We start from the raw sequence: 20,452 nt of genomic DNA, 5'->3' as shown, positions 1-20,452 counted from the left end.
AGTTCGCCCGCTATTCCCCATCGAGGCGGGCGCGTTCCTCGTCCTTGCGCTGCGTCTGGATCGCGTCCGAGAAGGCGGCGGCCAGGATGCCGGTCGGCATCGCGATCAGGCCGATCCCCGTGATGGCAGTGAGGCCCGCCAGGATCCGCCCCAGGGGCGTGACCGGATAGACGTCTCCATATCCGACGGTGGTCAGCGTTGCGACCGACCACCACATGGCGCGCGGAATGCTGCCGAACTGCTCCGGCTGGGCGCTGCCCTCGATCAGGAAGAGCAGGGTCGAGGAGATCAACAGCAGGATACCGGCGATCGTCAGGCTCATCAGCAGTTCGTACTGCCGCGATTTCACCGCGTCGGTGATCGCGTGGATCGCCATCGAGAAGCGGCCGAGCCGCGCTAGCCGCAGGATGCGCAGCAGCCGGAACAGCCGCACCACGAAGGCCTCGCTGCCGATGAAGACGAAGAGGCCGGGCAACAGCGCGACGAGGTCGATCAGCGCCGGGACGGAGATCATGTAGCGCAGCCGCCCGAAGCGTCCCGCGTAGTCTGGCTTCTCCGACGCGACCCAGACCCGCAGGACGTATTCTACGAGGAAGACGAGCGTGAAGAAGGCCTCTATCGTCGCGATGGCGGTATTGCGGCGCTCGACCACCACCGGTTCGGTCTCCACCACCGCGAAGAAGACCGCGAGCAGGATCAGCCCCGCCAGCACCCTGTTGGCCGGCGAAAGCCCTTTGTGCGGCCATGCGGCGGGCTCGAGGTGCATGTAGACGCGGGCGCGCATGGAGGTCATCGAGAAGTTCCCCACCACTGCCGATGCCGCGACGGTCTCATCCATCGAGCGTCTTTCGGCGGCGACCATCGTGGCCGTTTATCCGTAGCGCGCGGCCGGCCGGCGGACAATCGCGCTCGCGGCCGGCCCCGGCTTTGGCATGCGTCGGTCAGGTCGCGAACCATACGGAACACGGGCGCCGATTACCCGTTGTTGGCCTGCAGCGAGGTCGGATGATGATCGCCACCATGTCCGTCATGATCCTGGGCGAAGAGGGCGTCGGCCTCGCCCTGCTGATCGCGGCGTCGCTCGCCGCGCCTTACTTCGGCCGCGTCTACGGACAGGAAAACTGACGCGCCTCAGTTTCGGTAGGCCGGCTCCTGCTCGTCGAGGATCGCCTTCAGTTCCGACAGGTGCCGAGACGCCGAGGCGACCGGATACTCGTCCATCTGCCGTGCCACCGTGCGGGCGACCTCGTCCGGCAGTACCCGCAGCGGCTTTCCGGTCCACAGCGCCTTGATGTAGGTCTCGCAGGAGCGCTCGAAGTAGTAGAGCCGGTCGAAGGTCTCGGCCACCGTCGCGCCGATCACCAGCACGCCGTGATTGCCCATCACCATCACCTTAACCTTCGGATCGGAAAACAGGCTGGCGCAGCGTTCGCCCTCTTCCTCGAAGGCCAGCCCGCCATAGTCCCCATCCACGACGATGCGCTCGAAGAACATCGCGGAGTTCTGATCGATCGGCGGCAGCGTCGAATCCGCCAGCGAGGCGAGCACGGTCGCATGCACGGAGTGGACGTGGATCGCGCAGCGCGCATGCGGCACGCGCCGGTGCACGGCGCCATGTAGGCCCCAGGCCGTCGGGTCTGGCGCGTCGGGACGGTCCATGGTTGCGGGATCGTTGGCGTCGATCAAGAGGAGGTCGCTCGCCTTGATGCGCGAGAAGTGCATCATGTTGGGGTTGATCAGGAACTTCGAGCCGTCCTCGTTCACCGCCAGCGAGAAATGGTTCGCCACGCCCTCATGCATGTTCAGCCGCGCGGTCCAGCGGAAGGCGGCGGCTAGGTCGACCCGCTCCTCGTAATGCGGCAGGTTCGGGCGGCGCTCGGCAAGGGCTGTGACTGACATGGCATCCTCCGTGGTCGGCCCATCCTGATGCGACGCGGCCGCTTGTGCAAGACGTCACTATGCGACGCTGTCCCGGCGTCCTGCCGGAAGGCGTCAGTCGGCGGGAAACCTCATGCCAGCGCCTCGGCCGCGCGCGACAGCGCGCCGGCGCCGTGCGGGATGCCGAGCGCGGTCATGCCGGCCTCGATCGCCCCCAGCGCGCCCAGTACCATGTGCGTGTTCACGTGCCCCATGTGGGCGATGCGCATGAAGCCGTCGGCGGCCGGATCGCCTTCCGGCGCCATGCCGAGCCCGATGCCCAGCGTCACGCCGGCGTTGGCCTTGGTCCATTCGCGCAGTTGCGTGGCGCGCGGAGACGCCATCTTCACGGTGGTGACGGCGTGCGAGCGGAAGGCCGGATCGGCGATGTTAAGCCCGATGCCGGCGGACGCGCCGTCGCCATCGCCCCAAGCCTCGAAGGCCGACCAGACGGCGCGGGCCAGGCGCTCGTGCCGGCGCCAGGCCGCCTCGATCCCCTCCTCGCGCACGAGCATGTCCAGCGCGGCGCGCAGGCCGTAGAGGTGATGCGTCGGGGCCGTGCCACCGAAGCGCTGGTAGAACTGCTTCGCCTCGATCCGCGGCGTCCAGTCCCAGTAAGGAGTGCGCCAGCGCGCGCCAGTGCTTGCCTGCCGCGCCTTTTCGTTCAGCCACACGAAACCGAGACCGGGCGGGGTCATCATCCCCTTCTGGCTGGCGGACACCATGACGTCGACTCCCCACGCGTCCATCTCGAACACGTCGCAGCCGAGCGAGGCGATGCAGTCGACGGCGAGCAGAGCGGGATGGCCGGCGCGGTCGATCGCCGCGCGCACCGCGGCGACGTCGTTTCGGACCGAAGTGGCGGTGTCGGCGTGGGTCATCAGCACGACCCTGATCCGCTCGTCCCGATCCTCGCCGAGTGCCCGCGCCACCTCGTCCGGATCGACGGGGCTCCGGCGCCCGAAATCCAGACGCCGCACGGTGACGCCGAGCGCCTCGGCCGATTGTGCCCACCCCTCGCCGAACCTGCCGGTCACCAGGGCGAGCGCATGGTCGCCGGTGCTGAACAGATTAGTGTTGGCCGCTTCCCACGCGCCATGCCCGTTGGCGATGTAGATGGCGACATGATGCTTCGTGCGCGCCAGCCGCTTCAGGTCCTCCTGGATGCCGGGAACCATATCGTGCAGTTCCCCGGTGTAGATGTCGGGCGACGCGCGGTGCATCGCGTTTAGCACCCGGTCCGGCACCACTGACGGCCCGGGAATGGCGAGATACTGGCGGCCTGTGAGGATCATTCTGCTTGTTTCCGGGTGGGTGGCATTGCGGAGCGGTACCGTCGCCGGAGGTACCGGGTCAAGCGCGCGGGAGTCGGCACGGAGACGCGGTGTCCCTGGAGGACCTATGCCGCGTCCTCGATCCATCCGTTGCGACGGCAATAGAGTATTTCCGCCCGTCCGCTAACAGGACTGTTCTTGAAGCCGGGAACATCGACGAGTCTCGACCCCACTTCGGCGAGATAGCCCTCGTAGGACGAGTTACGAAGCAAACTGATATAGAAGACGTATCTGGGGTCGGTCCTTCTCCCCGCCTTTCTTTCCAGATGGGTCTGATTGAGGATGCGATACGATCCCGTCAGCATCGTACGTGTCATGGCAGGTCCTCAGGCGGCCGACCTCCCCGCCTCCAGCCCGCCCATCTCGACGATGAACTCCACCACCGCGTCCAGCCCGCGCCCGCGCGACAGGTCGGTGAAGCCGAAGGGACGCGCACCGCGCATCCTTGCCGCGTCGCGTTCCATCACGTCGAGGTCGACGTTCACGTAGGGCGCGAGGTCGCTCTTGTTGATGACGAGGAAATCGGACCGTGTGATGCCCGGTCCGCCCTTCCTCGGGATCTCCTCGCCCTGGCAGACCGAGATGACGTAGAGCGTGATGTCGGCGAGGTCGGGCGAGAAGGTCGCCGCGAGATTGTCGCCGCCGGACTCGATGAAGACGATGTCGAGGTCGGGAAACTTCCGGTTCATCTCGGCGATCGCCTGGAGGTTGATCGAAGCATCCTCGCGGATGGCCGTGTGCGGGCAGCCGCCGGTCTCCACCCCCATGATACGCTCCTCCGGCAGCGCCTGGAGCCGCGCCAGCATCATGGCGTCCTCCTTGGTGTAGATGTCGTTGGTGACGACGGCGATGGAGAAATCCCCGCGCATCGCCTTGCAGAGCTTTTCCGTCAGAGTCGTCTTGCCGGAGCCGACGGGGCCGCCGATGCCGATGCGGAGGGGACCAGTGCCTTTGGTCATGATCTGAACAGCCTCGAATATTGCGTTTCATGTTTCATGGCGGCGATCTCGGCCATGAAAGTGCAGGAGCCGAGATCGTCGAGCGTTGATATCGCCGCGCGTGCCGCGGTCGCGACGAGGAGTGGCTCGAATCCGGCGAGCAACCGCGCCGCGTCGCTCTGCCCGATGATGCCGAGGCGGATCGCCGCCTGCAACTGGTTCGACGCGAAGGCCTGGAGGTAGGCCGCAAGCGCATTCTCCAGCGGCACCCCATGGCGGCCCGCCGTGGTGCCCACCGCGATAGGATAGGGGCAGTTTTCGGGCAGGGGCGTCGGCGACCGGCCGTCCGTATCGATGCCTTCATCGCGTCTCCCCGAGAGGGACAATGATTCCGGAGCGTCCCCACCCCCCTCCCTCCGTTGAGGAAGGTTCGAGCGTGGGGGTACCGCTGCGGGCGCAGTCCCCCATGCTTGCGCAGCCTGCGCGAAGGCGCCGCCCTGCAGCGTCGTTTCCATGTGGCGCTCGCGCGTCCCTGCCAGCGCCTGCGCGAGCGATGCGATGTCGCCGACATCCCCGCCGGCTCCGGCGCGGCGCCAGCTTTCGGCGAACAGCACGGCATCGTTCCAGGCCGAGCCGTGCGTCACCAGCGCCTCGATCCACGCCCCCAGCCCATCGGAACCCGCGACCTGACCGTCCTGCACCGCCCATTCCAGACCGTGGCTGTAGCTGAAGCAGCCGACCGGGAAGGCCGGCGACAGCCATGCCATCAGGCGAAGCAGCGCGTCGGCCATCAGCCCTTGCCCTCCTCGAGGTCCTCGTAGTCGCCCTCGGCCAGCATGTGGAACTCGCGCACGATCCGCAGCGTCGGCTTCAGGGCGAAGAAGATCGAACCGATCAGGAAGCACCACGTCGCGGGAATGGAGAGCGACTGCCAGAAGAACAGGATCGATCCGACGATGAAGAGCAGCGCCGCGATCACGTCGACGGAGGTATAGGCGATCTCGTAGGCCGCGTAGAGCTTGCGGTTGCGGTGGCTCCGGCTTCGGGTGCGGGGATCGAAGAAGCTCATTCCGGGCGGGTGTGCCTGGTTTCCTGGGGGTCTCGACGTCCGCGCGGCGGCGCGTCAGGCATGGTTGTGGCCGTAGTGCGGATCGCCCGGCAAGCGTCCGTGGCTGTCGCGCTCGCCATGGTCGTGGTCGTGATGGCCGTGCTCATGAGCGTGCCCGTGCGAATGGCCGGAATAGGCGCCGCGCACCGGCTGGAACGGCTCCAGGATATCCGTCACCGTCGCGCCAAGTCCTTCCAGCATCGCCCTGATGACGTGGTCGCGCAGGATGAGGATGCGGTCCGCCTCGATCTGCGCGGCAAGATGCCGGTTGCCGATGTGCCAGGCGAGTTCGGCGAGATGCACCGGGTTCTTGGCGCGGATCTCGTAGACCTCCTCCTCCGCCGCGATTATCTCGGCGCGCCGCCCGTCGTCGAGAACGAGCTGGTCGCCATTGTCGAGCGAGACGGGCTCGGCCAGGTCTACCAGCAGCTTGTCTCCATGCGCCAGTGGGATCACGCGGCGCCGCAGATGCCGCTCGTCATGGGCGAGCACGGCCACGTCGAAGGGCACGGGACGTTCCGCCTGCGCCTCAAGATCGGCAAGGCGCACCACCTGGCCGGCGCGCGGCAGTTTGGTGAAGTCGGCGTTAAGCGAGAGTTTCATGCGGCGGCGGTTTCCTTTTCCCGTTCGCGGGCGCGGGCCAGCGCCGGCCGGCCGAGCACCCGCTCGAAATATGCGTTCACCGCGTCGGACTCCACCGCAAACTTGCCGCCGCGCGCCCACTGGCCGCAATGGCCCAGGATGACGTCGGCGGCCGAGAATCGGTCACCCAGCGCGTAGGTCCGCCCGCCGAGCTTGGCCTCCAGCGCCTTCACCTCGTTGGCGAAGTCGTGCGCGGTGGCGGCACCCACGTCGGCGCGGCAGGGTTCCGGCAGGATGAACTTGTGGCGCAGCTTGTTCCACAGCGGCGCCTCGAATTCCGACTGCGCGAACTGCATCCATGCCTCCATCTCGGCCTCGCCCCGCAGGCCCGGCTCCGGGCCGAATCCCTTGTCGGCATGCTTCTTCGAAAGATAAGTGCAGATCGCGGCCGAATCCGTCAGCACGAAATCGCCGTCGACGAGGGCCGGCATCTTGCCGCTCGGATTGTAGCGCCGCATCGTCTCGGAATGCTGCTTGGCCTTGATGATCTCGTAAGGCTCGCCGAGTTCCTCCAGCATCCAAAGGACGCGGGTCAGGCGCGACCCCGGTGCTCCGACGGCTTGGTACATTCCGTGTCCTCCGCTCATAATGTCAATGGTTCTCCACCCTGTCGGCGTGGACGATCTCGATCGCGCGCGAGACCAGGTGCGGCGCGCTGGCATCGCGCCAGACCGCCAGGTGCGTCTGCTTCGAATGCGCCGTCAAATCCTCGCGCGTCTCCCACTTTTCCACAAAGACGAGCTTCTCCGGATCGGCAAGGCTCTGGTGCAGTTCGTAGGCGATGCAGCCCTTCTCCTTCAGCGTCTCGGCGATGCAGGCGACGGCTGGCGCGCGCAGCGCCTCCAGCGAGCCGGGCTTGATGGTGAGCGTGGCGACGACGTAGATCATGGGCTGTCCGATTTGCCTTGGCTGGAGAATAAGGGGTAGCGCCGCTCAGGGCGCATCCGGCAGGAAGCCGGGATCGAGGATCTGTTCGACCGTAAAGGGACAGGCGGCCGGAAAGGCGTCTTCGGACAGGCCGGTCTCGTCGGCTGCCTGCGGCACCGCGAAGGAGTATTCGTCTGCCAGTATTTCCTCGGGATAGCCACGCAAGCTGGGGCTGTCCCCGATGCGCCGAGCGATCCGCGCGCGCTGCTCGCGGATCGTCCCTTTCCAGCCGTTCGACTGTGCTTGCGGCTGGTAGCGCCATTTCAGGAGATGCACGAGCAAGACCTTAAGCCTGCTTTCGATCTCGTACCGCTCGCTCCGTCCCAAGCTCTCGATCTCCTCGGCAAGGTTCTCCCGGTCGAGCCCGTCGAACCGGCCGTCGCGCAAGAGCGCGGCCTGCTCTGCGCTCCACAGCGCGAAGTCCTCCTCATAGGCAGAGAGCCGCCCGATCCGTGTGATCCTGTTCATGCGGGGCATATTGCGCCGAAAGTGGGCGCGAGCCAATGGGCTCGCGGCTTCCGGGCGTAGAGTGTCAGAACAAAAAATACCTCTGCGCCATCGGCAGCACCGTCGCCGGCTCACAGGTCAGCAGCTCACCGTCCGCGCGCACCTCGTAGGTCTCGGGATCGACTTCGACGTGCGGCGTGGCGTCGTTGTGAATCATCGAGCGCTTGCCGATACCGCCGCGGGTATTTTCCACCGCCACCATCGCTTTTTCCACCCCGAGCTTTTCGCGCAAGCCAGCATCGAGCGCCGCCTTCGAGACGAAGGTGACGGAGGAATTCGTCACCGCCTTGCCGAAGGCGCCGAACATGGGGCGCATGTGGACGGGCTGCGGAGTCGGGATCGAGGCGTTCGGATCGCCCATGGGCGCGGCAGCGATTGTGCCGGCGATCAGCACCATGTCGGGCTTCACGCCGAAGAAGGCCGGGTTCCACAAAACCAGATCGGCGCGTTTTCCCACTTCGATCGAGCCGATCTCCTTCGAGATGCCGTGCGTGATGGCCGGGTTGATCGTGTATTTGGCGATGTAGCGCCGCACGCGGAAATTGTCGTTGTCGCCGCTCTCCTCCTTCAGCCGGCCGCGCTGGCGCTTCATCTTGTCGGCGGTCTGCCAGGTGCGGATGATCACCTCGCCGATACGACCCATCGCCTGGCTGTCCGACGAGATGATCGAGAAGGCGCCCATGTCATGCAGGATGTCCTCGGCCGCGATCGTCTCCTTGCGGATACGACTCTCGGCAAAGGCGATGTCCTCGGGGATCGACGGCGAAAGATGGTGGCACACCATCAGCATGTCGAGATGCTCGGCGATGGTGTTGACCGTGTAGGGCCGCGTCGGGTTGGTCGAGGATGGGATGACGTTCGGCAGCCCGCAGACCTTGATGATGTCGGGCGCATGCCCGCCGCCGGCGCCTTCCGTGTGGAAGGCGTGGATCGTGCGGTCCTTGAAGGCGGCGACGGTGTTTTCCACGAAGCCGCTCTCGTTGAGCGTATCGGTGTGGATCATCACCTGCACGTCGTATGCGTCGGCCACCGACAGGCAGCAGTCGATCGCCGCAGGCGTCGTGCCCCAATCCTCGTGCAGCTTGAGCGCGCAGGCGCCGCCGAGCACCATCTCCTCGAGCGCTGCGGGCAGCGAGGCGTTGCCCTTTGCCGACAGGCCGATGTTCATTGGGAATGCGTCGAAGGACTGGATCATGCGCCCGATGTGCCAGGGACCCGGCGTGCAGGTGGTGGCGAGCGTACCGTGCGCCGGCCCCGTGCCGCCGCCGAGCATGGTGGTCAGGCCCGACATCAAGGCCTCGTCGATCTGCTGCGGGCAGATGAAGTGGATGTGCGCGTCGAACCCGCCGGCCGTCAGGATCCTGCCTTCGCCGGCGATCGCTTCCGTGCCGGGGCCTACGATGATGGTCACGCCGGGTTGCGTGTCGGGGTTGCCCGCCTTGCCGATGGCCGCGATGCGGCCATCCTTCAGGCCGATGTCGGCCTTGTAGATGCCGGTATAGTCGACCACCAGCGCGTTGGTGATCACCGTGTCGACAGCCCCTTGCGCCCGCGTGTGCTGCGACTGGCCCATGCCGTCGCGGATCACCTTGCCGCCGCCGAACTTCACCTCCTCGCCGTAGACGGTGAAATCCTTCTCGACCTCGATGAAGAGTTCGGTATCCGCCAGACGCACCCTGTCGCCGACGGTCGGGCCGAACATCTGCGCGTAGGAGGAACGGGAAATCCGTGCTGGCATTGATCAGGCTCCGGCAGTTCTTATGTTGAAAGTTCCGCCGCATCCGCAAAAGGTCCCCGCCTTGCGAGGAACATTGCCTTCGATGCGGACGTTGAAGACGTTGCAAACCGACAGGAAACCGGAAGCGAAGCGGAGCACGGCATGCTGGACATCATGAATCGCGGGAACGCACTCGTTCACCTCGGGTTTGCGACGGCGCTGGTGGTCCTTGCCGCCTCCGACATGCGCGTGCAGGCGCAGGGCCTTGATGCGCCGGATGCGATCGAAAAGATCGTCGGCTCCGACGTGCACGAGGAGGAGCAGCAGGCGACGGCCGATGCCGACCGCGTCATCGCGGCGATCGAGAAGTCGGCCGAAAACACCGGCACAGTCCGCAAGGTCACCAACCTCGACCGCCTCGACATCGTCTTCCTGCCGGACGCGGCTGCGCTCGAAGGCGGCCCTCCGCCCGCCATCGACGAGAAACTGCAGGAATACGGCGACGAAGTCGCGGCGCTTCGCCAGGAGATGAGCGGCAACGCCATGCTGTTCCACGCGCTCGACTCCCGCAACATACTCCTCCAGGATGTGCTGGCGATCGAGTTCGACGACGCCAAGGGCGCCGTCATATTCGCGGCCGCCAAACCCACCGAGTAGACGGGAAGTGTCGGGACCTGCGATGCGGAGCATCTCCATTCAGAGCGGTCCCATGACCTTCTGCTGGAAGCCGTAGACCATCCGGTCTCCGCCCAGCGGTACCAGTTGCACATCGCGCTCCTGCCCGGGTTCGAAGCGCACCGCGGTGCCAGCCGCGATGTCGAGGCGCATGCCGAGCGCCTTGTCGCGGTCGAAGGCAAGGCCTTCGTTGGTCTCGAAGAAATGGTAGTGGCTGCCGACCTGGATTGGCCGGTCGCCGGTGTTGGCGACCTTCAGGGTGATCGCGGTCGCTCCGCGGTTCAGCTCGATGTCGCCGTCGGCGGTGATCAGTTCGCCCGGTATCATCCGTTTCCTCCCTCAGCCGAAAGCGAGCCAGGCGCCGGCGAGCACCGTCGCCGCCCCGCCGAAGCGCATCGCAAACCGGCCGGCATCGCCGCCGAACGCGCGGCCTACTCTGAACCCCGCCGCTATTCCCGCTCCGTGCAGCAGCGCGGTGGCCACCGCAAAACCGACGGCAAAGCTCGCCGCGCCGGCCGAGCCGAGTTCACCGCCATGCGCGGCGCCGTGGAAGAAGGCGAAGAAGCCGACCATCGCCATCGCGGCCATGGTCGGAACACGCAGCGCCATCGCTGCCAGCAGACCGATCGCGACCACCGATGCGAGGATCACCGGCTCCAACAAAGGCACCGAAAGCCCGCCGACCGCCGCGCCGAAGCCGGCCGCCATCGTGGCCACGAAGGCCGTCGGCACCAGCCAGAGCGCCCGCCCGCCGAGAAGTGCCGCCCACAGCCCGACCGCCAGCATCGCCAGGACGTGATCGGCGCCGGAGAGCGGATGCGAGAACCCGGCTGCGAACGAGCCGTGCCCGGCCGGTTCGAGATGCGCGAAGGCGGGCAGCGTACTTGCCGCAAGAAGGACGGCGGCGGCGGTATTTCTGATCATATCTTCCCTCTCACTTGTCCCGGTCCCGGTCCTACGCGGCCTTGCGGCCCGGCGGCGAACAGCCCTCCGCCTTCAGGACGCGCTTCGCCGAGGCCGGATATCGTTCGAGCATCTTCGCCGGCCGGATCGGCCGTGCCACGAGATTGCCGCCGCAGTTCGGGCAGGTGCCGCCGAGAACGTCCGCCGCGCAAGCCGCGCAGAACGTGCACTCGAAGGTGCAGATCATCGCATCGGCCGCGTCGGGCGGCAGGTCCCTGTCGCAGCATTCGCAGTTCGGTCTCAGTTCGAGCATGGCCAGTCTCCTACCTGATCGGCTCGTGCACGGTGACGAGCTTCGTCCCGTCCGGGAAGGTCGCCTCCACCTGCACGTCGTGGATCATCTCGGCGATGCCTTCCATCACCTGTTCTCGCGTGACCACGTGGGCGCCGGCCTCCATCAGGTCCGCCACCGAGCGGCCGTCGCGCGCGCCTTCCACGACGAAATCGGTGATGAGCGCGATCGCTTCGGGATGGTTCAGCTTCACCCCACGCTCCAGCCGCTTGCGGGCGACGATCGCGGCCATTGCGATCAGCAGCTTGTCCTTTTCCCTCGGCGTGAGGTTCATGCTCTCTTCCCTAGATTGACCATGTTTTGGGCAGCCCTGCCGTCCCGTTGAGCAGCCCGATCAATGGAACCAGCCGCTTTCTCAGATCGTATCCGTCGCGCGCGGAAAGCCTCGCAAGAAGCTTGCCAGAATCGCCGACCGACCAGAAGCTCGCGCCGCCATCGCCACCGACCACGTCTCGCGCCCCGGCGAGGAACCTTTCGGCGTCGTCGCCGAGATAGAGAACCGTGGCGATCGCCTTCCTACCGCCGGTGACGGCGGCTTTCTCAAGCGCGGCTGCCACCTCCGGCCCGATCGCGAGTTCTTCCGCATGCACCAGCCTTCCATCGCGCCGGATGCGCCAGCTGTCGCGGTAGAGCCCGCGACGCAATACCTCACCCATCCGCAGGCGCCCGAACAGCACCGCCTCCACGAACAGAGCGGAAGCGCCGACCGCGAGATCGGCGGAGATCGTGCGCGAAAAGGCCGATCCGTCGAAGAGGATGGTCTCCTGCGGCAGCCAGGAGAGCCGCGCGTCCGCGCCCGCCGTGAGAGAGACCGTCGCCTGGGCGGACCCGCCCGACGAGCGGTAGACCCTTTCGCAGGCCTGCGTCGTCACCACGGCCGCCGCGCCGTCGGCGACCTCCACGCTCCAGGAAATGCGGTCGCCGCCCGTCAACCCGCCGGCGGTGTTGATGAGGACAGCCTCGAGCGGATCGGCGGAAATCCGCGGCAACCTTATCTTCGCCGCACCTTCCTGGAAGAGACGGTCGATCCGCGACCGGCCCATCCGCCGCCGCACGGATAGCATCGCGCGGGCGTCGACCCGCTGTTGCCGCTGCGGAAGTATCTGGATCGTTTCGGTCATGCGCCCGCACAGTACCGGGATGCGACGGCTTGTCGAGCGGTGGACGGGCAGCACATTTCGACCCCGGCCGGGCAGCGATCGCTTGTGCCTACTTTCGCGGCATGCAGAGTAGGCGCAACGTGTCCAACGAATTTTGCCGTGTGGAGGGAAACATGAGCGATCAGCTCGAAGCCGAGATCATAGACAAGATCGCCAGTTATGCCGAACAGGGGAAGGGTTCCGTCACGCGCGCGACGAGGCTCGCGGACCTCGGTATCCATTCCCTGGAACTCACCGAGATCATCTTCGATTTCGAGGACAAGTACGGTATCGAGGTCGATATCAACACCTCGGACGCCTGGGAGACCATGGAGACGGTCGGGGACATCGCGGATGCGGTCCGCGCGCTCGTCCAGGCAAGAGGCTGATACCAGGGAATGTCCCAGAAAAAGATCGTCATCACGGGCATCGGCGGACTGTGCTCGCTTGGCACCGACGCGCCTTCCATCTGGAAATCCATGGTGGCCGGCGTGGTCGGCGTCGGCGAGATCCTCAACGCGCCTCTCCATGACGTGAAGACACGCATTGGCAGCGAGATACCCGTCCTTCCGCCGCACGACATCGATCCGAAGCGGCTGGTGACGATGGATCGCTTCAGCCTGCTCGCCGCCATTGCGGCGGCGGAAGCGGTTCGGGGCGCCCGGCTCGAGATATCGCCTGACAACGCCTCCCGCATCGGCGCCGTCATCGGCACCGGCATCTGCGGCTGGGAGGCCATCGAGGAAAACTATCGCGGCATCCTGCTCGAAGGCAAGCCACGCGCAGGGGTCTTCACCGTCCCGCGCGTCATGCCCGGCGCGCCCGCTGGACAGGTCTCGATGACGCTGGGGGCGCGCGGACCGGTCTACGGCGTCACGTCCGCCTGCTCCTCCTCCAACCACGCATTCGCGTCGGCCATGGACCAGCTCCGCCTCGGCCGTGCCGACGTCATGCTTGCAGGCGGAACCGAAGCTCCTCTGGTCTACGGCATCATCAAGGGATGGGAGGCATTGCGGGTCCTGGCAAAGGATCGGTGCCGTCCCTTCTCCCTCGACCGGAGCGGGCTGCTCCTTGGAGAAGGCGCGGGCGTCGTTGTTCTGGAGACGCTGGAGCATGCGACGGCGCGGGGCGCGCCCATCCTCGCCGAACTCGCCGGCGCCGGCATGTCGGCCGATGCGACCGACATCGTCGCCCCTACCGTCGAGGGGCCGACCGCCGCGATCCGCGCCTGCTTGGCGGACGCCGGTCTCTCCCCCGGCGACATCGACTATGTCAACGCGCACGGTACGGGCACCAAGGCCAACGACATCATCGAGACGAAAGCCCTGCAGGCCGTCTTCGGCGAACGCCTGCCCGGGGTGTCGGTCTCCTCGACCAAGTCCATGCATTCGCACTGCCTCGGCGCGTCGGGCGCGCTGGAGATGATCGCCTGCGTGATGGCGGTGCGCGAAGGCATCGTCCCGCCGACAATGGGCTTCAACGAGCCGGATCCGAACTGCGCCCTCGACGCTACCCCGAACGTCGCGCGCCACAGGCCGGTGCGGGCGGCGATCAGCAACGGCTTCGCCTTCGGCGGAACCAACGCCGTGATCGCCGTCAGGCCGTTCCACGGCTGAACGCGGCGCCACACTTCCGGTTCGGCTCTGATCGGCCGGATCGGCCCAGGAACCGGTCACCGCTCGAGATGTCCCTGCGCGACCCGACCCCGTTCGCGATCTTCCGCCGGGTGCGCTCGGTGCGGAACTTCTACGAGGCGGGCGCGATCGTCGGTCTCGACAAGCCGCCCAAGCCGCTGGACTGAATCGCCCGCTGCGCCAACTGCGCGTGAAAGGCCTAGGCTTCCCCCACGGCCGTAGGTTTCCTACCGCTCGAAGAGCTTGCGCAACGCGCTCTCCAGGCGCGAGCGCTCGCCGGCATCGATGGTGGCCGGCACGATGAAGCGGTTCATGAAAATCCGCGCGTCGTCGATGGTCGAGATGCTGCCGTGCCGCAGGAAGGAGAGCGTCGACAACAGGGCGTCGCTGTCGCAGCCTTCGGGCGCGTACTGCCAGTAGCTGCCGTTCTCTCCCTCGACCTGCGTCATGCCGCAGCGCTTCTCGGGCGGCGCATCCCGCCAGAACAGCGACAGGATGTCGGTCAACGCTGACGGATTGTTGGCGTAGTAGCTGTGCTTGAGCATGTCCTCGCCGATGGCGGTCATGTCGATGCTGTCCAGGCTGGCGACATTGAGGATCTGGCGACCGCCCTGTCCGGCTCGCGGTGAATCGCCATGCAGTTGCCGCGAGACCGCCAGCGCCCAGTCCTTGTTCGAGGCATACAGCGTGATGCGCTCGGCCGTCGTGCGGATCGTCTTCATCATCTCGGCGAAGAGGCCGGCATCGAGGTCCGGCGCCGTGAACAGCACCTGGTCGAACGCCGGAGCTTCGCCGTCGTGGCGTAGCGCGAAGAGTTCCAGTGCGTCGGTAAGCGCACGGTTACCCATCGAATGCGCGATCAGGTGGATCCGCTTCGCTCCCGATTTAGCGACGAGATCTTCGAGAAAGAGGCTCAGCCTCCGGCCGCTCAGGTTCACCACCGCCGTGTCGGCGATGTAGCTTACAACCGAGGCCCGCGACGGCCATGAGTAGAGGATCGGCAGCCCGTCGAAGTTCATGTCGTAGGCCATCTGCGCTGTCCGTTTCGCCGCCTCGTGGAAGGGGACGTTGAACCCGTGCACGAAGACGAATGCTTCCGCCACGCCCGTCTCGCGGACCTGGGCCTGCATATCGGCGAACACGGCCGAATCCGCCTTCGGCGTGACGGAGGAAAGCACCACGTGGCGCTCGGGGTCCTCGCGGAAGTCGAACGTCCATATCGACGGCGCCTCGATCTGGCCGGGCCGATGATGCTGGGGGATGCTCACCTCGGCCGTTCCCATCTCCAGCGTTCCCCTTCCGCCGCCGTAGAAGTCGTTGGGAAGCTCGCTGCCGGAGCGGGCGCGATCCGTCGCATAAAAGATCCTGACGGTCGAAAAGCCCTTTTCGGGATCGACGTCGAAGGCGCGGCTGGTCTCTTCCTCCAGCCGGCGGACCGTCTCGACATGCTCGGCTGCGACCTCTCGCGCACGCGCCGCCACCGCCGGGTCGCCGGAGCGGGCGGCCAGATCGTCCAGCTCGCCAAGCAGAGGCTCCACGCCGTCGGCCAGCCCGGCTGCGCGCGAGATGCGCAGTGCCTCCTCAAGCGTCCCGACCGCCATCGCGAACTCGCCCGCCGCCGCGAGATCGCCCGAAAGCCTCGTCAGGACCGGCACGCGTTCGGGAGAGAATTCCCCTTCGCTCGCGGCGATGGCGTCGGATAGCCGTCTTTCCGTGGCGGCAGCCCGCGCGTGGAGGCCCGCGTCGCGCTCGATCGCCGCCTTCTGTTCGAGGAGATCGACGACGATACGCGGATCGCTTTCGCCATCCAGCGCATCGGCGATGAGCCCGATGGCCTTCTCTTCGTCGCCCGCCGCGACGGCCTGTGCGATCGCGACGCCGAGCAGCGGATCGACGGCGGCGGCGGGACCGCTCCAGAACAGCGGAAATGCCAGCAGTGCCAGCAAGACCGCCGCGAACCTCGTTCGCGACATTCCGAAACGAACCCGATCAATCATGACAACCATCCCGCCGCGCCCGAAGCCACTCTTTGAGAAACCGTGACGCCGGTCATCATCATGGTCAAGCGCGACCTCCCTGTGACGGGCCGGTTGGACCATCCCGGCAAACCCCGCGGACGACTTTGTACGGGAATGTGGACCGGAATAGGGTGGCGGCCGCGCAGTGCCGCGCGGGGAGCATTCGCTTGGCCGCCCGAAGGGCTACCCGATCTCGGCTCCGAGCCCCGCCATCATGTCCAGGAACTCCGGGAAGCTCGTCGCGATCATGCTGCGGTCGTCGATCGAGACCGGCTTCTCGGCCGCCAGCCCCAGGATCAGGAAGCTCATGGCGATGCGGTGGTCGAGATGGGTCTCCACCATGCCGCCGCCGAGCCCCCTGCCGCCGGGCCGGCCGCGCACCAGCAGCGTGTCCCTGCCTTCCTCGCACTCTACGCCGTTCGCCTCGAGCCCGCGCGCCACCGCCGCCAGCCGGTCGCTTTCCTTGACGCGCAGTTCCTCCACGCCCTCCATCCGCGTCTCGCCCTCGGCGAACGACGCGGCGACCGCCAGAACGGGATACTCGTCAATCATGAAGGGCGCGCGTTCGGCCGGTACCGTGACGCCTCTCAGCTCGGACGACCGCACGCGCAGGTCAGCCACCTCCTCGCCGCCGGCATCGCGCCGGTCGAGAAGCTCGATCGAGGCGCCCATCTCCAGGAGCGTGTCGATCAGGCCCGTCCGGGTGCGGTTCATCAGCACGTTCTCGATCGTCACGTCGGAGCCCGGCACGATCAGCGCCGCCACCAGCGGGAAGGCAGCCGAGGACGGGTCGCCGGGCACCTGGATCGTCCGGCCCGACAGTGTCCCCTGCCCCTGCAGGCGGATGTGGCGCACGCCGCCGGCATCCGTCTCCACCTCGATCTCGGCTCCGAAGCCCTTCAGCATCCGCTCGGTGTGGTCGCGCGTCATCACAGGCTCGATCACCGTCGTCACGCCCGGCGTGTTCAGGCCGGCGAGCAGGACGGCCGACTTCACCTGCGCCGACGCCATCGGTACCCTGTAGCTTATCGGCGCTGCGATGCGCGGGCCTTCCAGCGTCAGCGGCATGCGGTCGCCGGGCGCGGCATCCAGCACCTGGACACCCATCAGGCGCAGCGGATCGAGCACACGGCCCATCGGACGCTTCGAAAGCGACGCGTCGCCGGTGAACGTCGTCTTCATGTGATAGGTCCCGACCAGCCCCATGGTGAGGCGCGAGCCGGTGCCGGCATTGCCGAAGTCGAGCGGACCTGGCGCTTCCAGGAGGCAGCCATTGCCGACGCCCTGGACGATCCACTCGTCGCCGGCCTTGTCCACCCGCGCCCCCATGGCCCGCATGGCGTCGCCCGTCCTCATGACGTCCTCGCCCTCGAGCAGGCCGGTGACCCTGGTCTCCCCTGCGGCAAGGGCGCCAAGCAGGATGGAGCGGTGCGAGATCGACTTGTCGCCCGGCACGCGCGCCGTCCCCGAAAGCGGTCGCCCGCGCCTCGCCGTCGCCGGCCGTGGAGTGGAATGTCGGCTCATTTCTTCTTGGCCTTCAGAACGCGCATGCAGCGACATCGAGGGAATTCCGGGAGCACCGGCGGCCGCCTGACTAGCATGGCTGGAAGGCACGGTCATCCCCGCCGTCCGGCCGCGCCGCGCAACACTTCGGAAGCCCGCAAACACGCACCCTGGAAAGCCCCGCAATTGGTCTTTGACAGATCAGCCATTCATGTTTAAGGGGACCGATCTTTTTTCAGACGGAACTCTCTGCAGCGCGCGGTCCATCTCGGACCGCCGACCCGGAAGCTTCCACTTCACACGAGGCAACGCCGTGGCGAAAACCGAACTTGGCACCAAGCGCATTTGTCCGGAAACGGGCCGCAAATTCTACGACCTGAACAAGGACCCGATCGTGTCGCCCTACACGGGCGTCAGCTATCCGCGCACCTATTTCGAGGCAGGTCCCGCGCCCGTCGAGGAAGAGGAGGAGCCGGAGACCCCCGAGGTCGACGCCGAGGAGGAAGGCGCCGAGGTCGTCTCCCTTGAGGAAGCCGACGAGGAGACCAAGAGCGGCAGCACCGACGTGCCCGACCTCGACGACGACGAGGATGACGTCGATCTCGGCGACGACGACGACGACACGTTCCTCGCCGACGACGAGGAAGAGGATGACGACGTCGCCGACATCATTGGGGTCGGCGGCGAGGACGACGACGAGGTCTGACCATTTATTCGGCGTTCGGCGGAAAACGGCCGAATGCGGACTTGATATTGCGTTCCGGCGGATATAGAAGCCGCCAGCATGCCGAGCGCCGGTCCCAACCGGCGCTGAACATCCCGCCGGCAACGGCGGTTCCGGCCAGAGGCCGGTGTGTGGGGCCATAGCTCAGTTGGGAGAGCGCTTGAATGGCATTCAAGAGGTCGTCGGTTCGATTCCGATTGGCTCCACCAGTTTTCTCCAAGCCGTTGATTTGGCTGGAAGGCCAATGATTTCATAGCCTTGGCGCTCGATACCGGTACACGGAAGTGGCACACGAGGGCTTATCCACCGTGCGCTTCAACGACGCCTGCGTCCGGCGGCTTGGAGAGATTTGGCCGCCTGACGAGCGGCTTATCCCGGGACCGACGCGCTCGTAGCGAGGTAGGTAGCGGGTGATGCTCGAAACGCTTCCCTGCAACGGTCAGAGCAGAACCATGGGCCTGCGTCCGTTCTGGAGAAAGCCGCGTAGGGCGCGAGCATCTTGCAAACCGGGTCAACCCACACCGGGTCAACTTCCTCGGAGAGGTCGAGCGTATGAAGGGTCACGGGCTCTGCCACCGACCTGAGCCCGACCGCTCCGAGTTTCCGAGATGAAATTCCAAGCGCTCCTGCGATCTCGGCGACCGGTTGGCTGGCGAGGACCTGTCCCGCAGCTGCCATTGCGGCAATCCGGGACGCGATATTCACGGTGGAACCGAAGATGTCTCCGTTCCTTTGCATCACGGAGCCGAGATGGATCCCAGTTCGCGTAAGGGGAATTTCAGGGACTGCCCGGCACGACGGAATAAGCCTCCCCAGCGCCACCAGGGCCTTGGTTGCATCCGGAAAGCTCAGCATCGCCTCATCGCCGATCCACTTGACGACTTCACCTTGTCCCTCGATGGCGGACCGGACAAGGTCAGCGAATTGATCGATGATTTTCAATGCTGCGGCATCGCCGAAGAGATCGGCAATAGCACTCGATCCGGCGAGGTCAACGAATGCGACCGCTGCGGACGATGACCCTTCAGTAGCGACCAGTTGCAAACGAGTTCTTCCCATTGTCAGCACGCAGAGCCACAGAGGCTTGCACAGGGGGATATTAGCGCAGAGCAGCCGAAGGCGTCATCAGGCTGGATAGGATGTCTGGATGCCCACGGCACACGACCATGCATAGTGACCGATGACGGGAAGGTATTTTCTCAATCGCCCGGCGTGCGCCGCGGTCATCCGATCGGCATGCTCGGCAAGGAGCGGGAAGCCGGCCGTGATGGCCGGCCGGAGATCGGTGTTGCGACAGGATATCATGCAGCTACGGAAACAAGGGCCCCGGCGCCGGGCGCCGGGGCCCTTCAGCCAGCTACTTCTGGATTTCGGTCCAGATCTTCGTATAGATTTCCTGCACTTCCGGGGCGCAGCGCAGCATGAACTTGCCCTGGCCGGCAAACTCCTCCGGCGTCACGATCTCGGGCGCCGTCTTCATCTCCTCCGGCATGAACTCCTCCGAGCCCATGATGCCGTTGGCGTACTTGGCGAAACCTGAGATCAGGGCGGCGTTCTCCGGCGCCATGATGAAGTTCAGGAACAGCTTCGCATTCTCGACGTTTTTGGCGTCCGCCAGGATCGCGGCATTGTCCATCCACAGCGGGTAGCCTTCCTTGGGATAGCCGTAGTGGATCGTATCCTTCTCCAGGCGCATGCGCATGGAGGCGCCGTTCCAGTTGACGGTCGCGGCGTAGTCGCCCTTGGCCATGGCTTCGATGTTGCCGTAGTTCATCGATATCCACTTGCCCTTGGCCTCGACCAGCTTGTCGCGAACCTTCTTGAGCACCTCCAAGTCGCCCGTGCAGGGCTCGCCGCCCATGTAGCGGATCGTCAGATGCATCACGTCGGCCATCTCCGGCACGACGTTGATCTTGCCTGCGAGTTCCGGCGGCGGATCGAGGAAGATCGCCGACGTGTTGATGTCGCCGCCATAAACGGCCGTATCGACCGACACGCCCGTCGAGCCCCACTGCCACGGAACGGTGTACTTGCGGCCCGGATCGAACTCGACGTCGACCCAGCGCGGATCGACGTTCTTGAAGTTCTCCATCTGGTTCGGATTGCTCTCGAGCAGCAGCCCTTCCTCCACCCAGATCTGCACGTAGGAGGCGGACGGGACGACGATGTCGTAGCCGTGGCCGCCCTGCCGGATCTTTCCCAGCGCCGTGTCGTTGGAATCGTAGTCCGTGACGGTGACCTTGACCTGGTAGGTGTCCTCGAACTTCTTGATCAGTTCGGGGGCGGTGTAGTTGCCCCAGTTGAAGATGTTGAGTTCGCCCTCGGCGCGCGCGAGCCCCGTGGTTGCCATGAGCGCGGCGGTGATCGCCGCTATCGTCAGTCTGTGTTTCATCTCAGCTTCCTTACCCTTCTGG

At 66.0% G+C, this 20,452-nt stretch carries 25 protein-coding genes and 1 tRNA gene; 5 read left to right on the top strand and 21 right to left on the bottom strand.

Translation table 11 applies throughout. The features are described 5' to 3' along the window. Positions 1–10 precede the first annotated feature (10 nt). From ABGN05_RS19185 to ureC, 12 genes are all read right to left on the bottom strand, one after another. Positions 11–838 (bottom strand): potassium channel family protein, encoded by an 828-nt coding sequence (locus ABGN05_RS19185; protein WP_367955646.1) that lies wholly within the window; start codon positions 836–838, stop codon positions 11–13. Between the two features lie 293 nt (positions 839–1,131). Further along, positions 1,132–1,899: a class II aldolase and adducin N-terminal domain-containing protein gene (locus tag ABGN05_RS19180; protein ID WP_367955645.1), complete on the bottom strand. Its 768-nt coding sequence runs from the start codon at positions 1,897–1,899 to the stop codon at positions 1,132–1,134. 110 nt (positions 1,900–2,009) lie between these two features. Beyond that, positions 2,010–3,212: a pyridoxal-phosphate-dependent aminotransferase family protein gene (locus ABGN05_RS19175; RefSeq protein ID WP_367955644.1), complete on the bottom strand. Its 1,203-nt coding sequence runs from the start codon at positions 3,210–3,212 to the stop codon at positions 2,010–2,012. Positions 3,213–3,316: 104 nt separating this feature from the next. After that, complete coding sequence (locus ABGN05_RS19170) at positions 3,317–3,568, bottom strand: hypothetical protein (protein WP_367955643.1); 252 nt, start codon at positions 3,566–3,568, stop codon at positions 3,317–3,319. Between the two features lie 9 nt (positions 3,569–3,577). Beyond that, entirely contained in the window at positions 3,578–4,210 is a 633-nt protein-coding gene (gene ureG / locus ABGN05_RS19165) for an urease accessory protein UreG (RefSeq protein ID WP_367955642.1), read from the bottom strand. Next, a complete protein-coding gene (locus ABGN05_RS19160) occupies positions 4,207–4,980 on the bottom strand; it encodes an urease accessory protein UreF (protein WP_367955641.1) in 774 nt (257 codons plus the stop codon). Before ABGN05_RS19160 ends, ureG begins: the two co-directional genes overlap by 4 nt. Next, positions 4,980–5,258 (bottom strand): YrhK family protein, encoded by a 279-nt coding sequence (locus ABGN05_RS19155; protein WP_367955640.1) that lies wholly within the window; start codon positions 5,256–5,258, stop codon positions 4,980–4,982. Before ABGN05_RS19155 ends, ABGN05_RS19160 begins: the two co-directional genes overlap by 1 nt. 54 nt (positions 5,259–5,312) lie before the next feature. Then, positions 5,313–5,900: an urease accessory protein UreE gene (gene ureE / locus ABGN05_RS19150; protein ID WP_367955639.1), complete on the bottom strand. Its 588-nt coding sequence runs from the start codon at positions 5,898–5,900 to the stop codon at positions 5,313–5,315. Continuing rightward, positions 5,897–6,508 carry a glutathione S-transferase family protein gene (locus ABGN05_RS19145; RefSeq protein ID WP_367955638.1) on the bottom strand — a complete coding sequence of 204 codons (612 nt, stop codon included), beginning with the start codon at positions 6,506–6,508 and terminating at the stop codon, positions 5,897–5,899. The genes ureE and ABGN05_RS19145 overlap by 4 nt, the downstream gene beginning before the upstream one ends. A 22-nt stretch (positions 6,509–6,530) precedes the next feature. Beyond that, the gene (locus ABGN05_RS19140) at positions 6,531–6,827 is read right to left on the bottom strand and encodes a putative quinol monooxygenase (protein WP_367955637.1); all 297 of its coding nucleotides are present in this window, start codon (positions 6,825–6,827) and stop codon (positions 6,531–6,533) included. Positions 6,828–6,872: 45 nt separating this feature from the next. Then, positions 6,873–7,334, bottom strand: a complete 462-nt coding sequence (locus tag ABGN05_RS19135; protein ID WP_367955636.1) for a DUF29 domain-containing protein — start codon at positions 7,332–7,334, stop codon at positions 6,873–6,875. A gap of 64 nt (positions 7,335–7,398) precedes the next feature. After that, positions 7,399–9,111, bottom strand: a complete 1,713-nt coding sequence (gene ureC / locus ABGN05_RS19130) for an urease subunit alpha (protein WP_367955635.1) — start codon at positions 9,109–9,111, stop codon at positions 7,399–7,401. A gap of 141 nt (positions 9,112–9,252) precedes the next feature. Between ureC and ABGN05_RS19125 the strand changes: the two genes are divergently transcribed. Then, positions 9,253–9,747, top strand: coding sequence for a hypothetical protein (locus ABGN05_RS19125; protein ID WP_367955634.1), 495 nt, complete (start codon positions 9,253–9,255; stop codon positions 9,745–9,747). A 39-nt stretch (positions 9,748–9,786) separates the two neighbouring features. Here the strand turns inward: ABGN05_RS19125 and ABGN05_RS19120 are convergent, their stop codons facing one another. From ABGN05_RS19120 to ABGN05_RS19100, 5 genes are read right to left on the bottom strand one after another with little or no spacing between them, the layout of a single operon-like run. After that, complete coding sequence (locus ABGN05_RS19120) at positions 9,787–10,092, bottom strand: urease subunit beta (protein ID WP_367955633.1); 306 nt, start codon at positions 10,090–10,092, stop codon at positions 9,787–9,789. 12 nt (positions 10,093–10,104) lie between these two features. Further along, entirely contained in the window at positions 10,105–10,689 is a 585-nt protein-coding gene (locus ABGN05_RS19115; RefSeq protein WP_367955632.1) for a HupE/UreJ family protein, read from the bottom strand. A gap of 31 nt (positions 10,690–10,720) precedes the next feature. Then, positions 10,721–10,981 carry a DUF1272 domain-containing protein gene (locus ABGN05_RS19110; protein WP_367955631.1) on the bottom strand — a complete coding sequence of 87 codons (261 nt, stop codon included), beginning with the start codon at positions 10,979–10,981 and terminating at the stop codon, positions 10,721–10,723. Between the two features lie 10 nt (positions 10,982–10,991). Beyond that, the gene (locus tag ABGN05_RS19105) at positions 10,992–11,294 is read right to left on the bottom strand and encodes an urease subunit gamma (protein WP_367955630.1); all 303 of its coding nucleotides are present in this window, start codon (positions 11,292–11,294) and stop codon (positions 10,992–10,994) included. Between the two features lie 10 nt (positions 11,295–11,304). Continuing rightward, entirely contained in the window at positions 11,305–12,141 is an 837-nt protein-coding gene (locus tag ABGN05_RS19100) for an urease accessory protein UreD (protein WP_367955629.1), read from the bottom strand. Between the two features lie 152 nt (positions 12,142–12,293). On the opposite strand from ABGN05_RS19100, the gene ABGN05_RS19095 reads away from it, so the two are divergent. Together ABGN05_RS19095 and ABGN05_RS19090 are read left to right on the top strand one after the other, a co-directional pair. Beyond that, positions 12,294–12,548 (top strand): acyl carrier protein, encoded by a 255-nt coding sequence (locus ABGN05_RS19095; RefSeq protein WP_367955628.1) that lies wholly within the window; start codon positions 12,294–12,296, stop codon positions 12,546–12,548. Between the two features lie 9 nt (positions 12,549–12,557). Then, on the top strand, positions 12,558–13,775 hold the full coding sequence (locus ABGN05_RS19090; protein WP_367955627.1) for a beta-ketoacyl-[acyl-carrier-protein] synthase family protein: 1,218 nt from the start codon (positions 12,558–12,560) through the stop codon (positions 13,773–13,775). Positions 13,776–14,020: 245 nt separating this feature from the next. Here the strand turns inward: ABGN05_RS19090 and ABGN05_RS19085 are convergent, their stop codons facing one another. Continuing rightward, positions 14,021–15,790 carry an alpha/beta hydrolase gene (locus tag ABGN05_RS19085; protein WP_367955626.1) on the bottom strand — a complete coding sequence of 590 codons (1,770 nt, stop codon included), beginning with the start codon at positions 15,788–15,790 and terminating at the stop codon, positions 14,021–14,023. Positions 15,791–15,994: 204 nt separating this feature from the next. Further along, entirely contained in the window at positions 15,995–17,335 is a 1,341-nt protein-coding gene (aroA, locus tag ABGN05_RS19080) for a 3-phosphoshikimate 1-carboxyvinyltransferase (RefSeq protein WP_367955625.1), read from the bottom strand. Positions 17,336–17,627: 292 nt separating this feature from the next. Here aroA and ABGN05_RS19075 point away from each other — a divergent pair, with 292 nt between their 5' ends. Then, positions 17,628–18,020, top strand: coding sequence for a TIGR02300 family protein (locus tag ABGN05_RS19075; RefSeq protein ID WP_367955624.1), 393 nt, complete (start codon positions 17,628–17,630; stop codon positions 18,018–18,020). Between the two features lie 151 nt (positions 18,021–18,171). After that, positions 18,172–18,247: transfer RNA gene (locus tag ABGN05_RS19070), tRNA-Ala, on the top strand. Between the two features lie 160 nt (positions 18,248–18,407). On the opposite strand, the gene ABGN05_RS19065 is transcribed toward ABGN05_RS19070, so the two are convergent. After that, positions 18,408–19,082 carry an adenylate/guanylate cyclase domain-containing protein gene (locus tag ABGN05_RS19065; RefSeq protein WP_367955623.1) on the bottom strand — a complete coding sequence of 225 codons (675 nt, stop codon included), beginning with the start codon at positions 19,080–19,082 and terminating at the stop codon, positions 18,408–18,410. A 313-nt stretch (positions 19,083–19,395) separates the two neighbouring features. Next, entirely contained in the window at positions 19,396–20,430 is a 1,035-nt protein-coding gene (locus ABGN05_RS19060; RefSeq protein WP_367955622.1) for an ABC transporter substrate-binding protein, read from the bottom strand. Positions 20,431–20,452 lie beyond the last annotated feature (22 nt).

This window comes from Aquibium pacificum (assembly GCF_040839445.1).
Classification (GTDB): Bacteria; Pseudomonadota; Alphaproteobacteria; order Rhizobiales; family Rhizobiaceae; genus Aquibium; species Aquibium pacificus.
This window is presented reverse-complemented; position numbering and strand designations above follow the sequence as displayed.

Excerpts from the sequence above, each read along its gene's own strand:
- ABGN05_RS19185 (WP_367955646.1), bottom strand. The coding sequence starts at position 838 with ATGGATGAGACCGTCGCGGCATCGGCAGTGGTGGGGAACTTCTCGATG.
- ABGN05_RS19180 (WP_367955645.1), bottom strand. The coding sequence starts at position 1,899 with ATGTCAGTCACAGCCCTTGCCGAGCGCCGCCCGAACCTGCCGCATTAC.
- ABGN05_RS19175 (WP_367955644.1), bottom strand. The coding sequence starts at position 3,212 with ATGATCCTCACAGGCCGCCAGTATCTCGCCATTCCCGGGCCGTCAGTG.
- ABGN05_RS19170 (WP_367955643.1), bottom strand. The coding sequence starts at position 3,568 with ATGACACGTACGATGCTGACGGGATCGTATCGCATCCTCAATCAGACC.
- ureG (WP_367955642.1), bottom strand. The coding sequence starts at position 4,210 with ATGACCAAAGGCACTGGTCCCCTCCGCATCGGCATCGGCGGCCCCGTC.
- ABGN05_RS19160 (WP_367955641.1), bottom strand. The coding sequence starts at position 4,980 with ATGGCCGACGCGCTGCTTCGCCTGATGGCATGGCTGTCGCCGGCCTTC.
- ABGN05_RS19155 (WP_367955640.1), bottom strand. The coding sequence starts at position 5,258 with ATGAGCTTCTTCGATCCCCGCACCCGAAGCCGGAGCCACCGCAACCGC.
- ureE (WP_367955639.1), bottom strand. The coding sequence starts at position 5,900 with ATGAAACTCTCGCTTAACGCCGACTTCACCAAACTGCCGCGCGCCGGC.
- ABGN05_RS19145 (WP_367955638.1), bottom strand. The coding sequence starts at position 6,508 with ATGTACCAAGCCGTCGGAGCACCGGGGTCGCGCCTGACCCGCGTCCTT.
- ABGN05_RS19140 (WP_367955637.1), bottom strand. The coding sequence starts at position 6,827 with ATGATCTACGTCGTCGCCACGCTCACCATCAAGCCCGGCTCGCTGGAG.
- ABGN05_RS19135 (WP_367955636.1), bottom strand. The coding sequence starts at position 7,334 with ATGAACAGGATCACACGGATCGGGCGGCTCTCTGCCTATGAGGAGGAC.
- ureC (WP_367955635.1), bottom strand. The coding sequence starts at position 9,111 with ATGCCAGCACGGATTTCCCGTTCCTCCTACGCGCAGATGTTCGGCCCG.
- ABGN05_RS19125 (WP_367955634.1), top strand. The coding sequence starts at position 9,253 with ATGCTGGACATCATGAATCGCGGGAACGCACTCGTTCACCTCGGGTTT.
- ABGN05_RS19120 (WP_367955633.1), bottom strand. The coding sequence starts at position 10,092 with ATGATACCGGGCGAACTGATCACCGCCGACGGCGACATCGAGCTGAAC.
- ABGN05_RS19115 (WP_367955632.1), bottom strand. The coding sequence starts at position 10,689 with ATGATCAGAAATACCGCCGCCGCCGTCCTTCTTGCGGCAAGTACGCTG.
- ABGN05_RS19110 (WP_367955631.1), bottom strand. The coding sequence starts at position 10,981 with ATGCTCGAACTGAGACCGAACTGCGAATGCTGCGACAGGGACCTGCCG.
- ABGN05_RS19105 (WP_367955630.1), bottom strand. The coding sequence starts at position 11,294 with ATGAACCTCACGCCGAGGGAAAAGGACAAGCTGCTGATCGCAATGGCC.
- ABGN05_RS19100 (WP_367955629.1), bottom strand. The coding sequence starts at position 12,141 with ATGACCGAAACGATCCAGATACTTCCGCAGCGGCAACAGCGGGTCGAC.
- ABGN05_RS19095 (WP_367955628.1), top strand. The coding sequence starts at position 12,294 with ATGAGCGATCAGCTCGAAGCCGAGATCATAGACAAGATCGCCAGTTAT.
- ABGN05_RS19090 (WP_367955627.1), top strand. The coding sequence starts at position 12,558 with ATGTCCCAGAAAAAGATCGTCATCACGGGCATCGGCGGACTGTGCTCG.
- ABGN05_RS19085 (WP_367955626.1), bottom strand. The coding sequence starts at position 15,790 with ATGATTGATCGGGTTCGTTTCGGAATGTCGCGAACGAGGTTCGCGGCG.
- aroA (WP_367955625.1), bottom strand. The coding sequence starts at position 17,335 with ATGAGCCGACATTCCACTCCACGGCCGGCGACGGCGAGGCGCGGGCGA.
- ABGN05_RS19060 (WP_367955622.1), bottom strand. The coding sequence starts at position 20,430 with ATGAAACACAGACTGACGATAGCGGCGATCACCGCCGCGCTCATGGCA.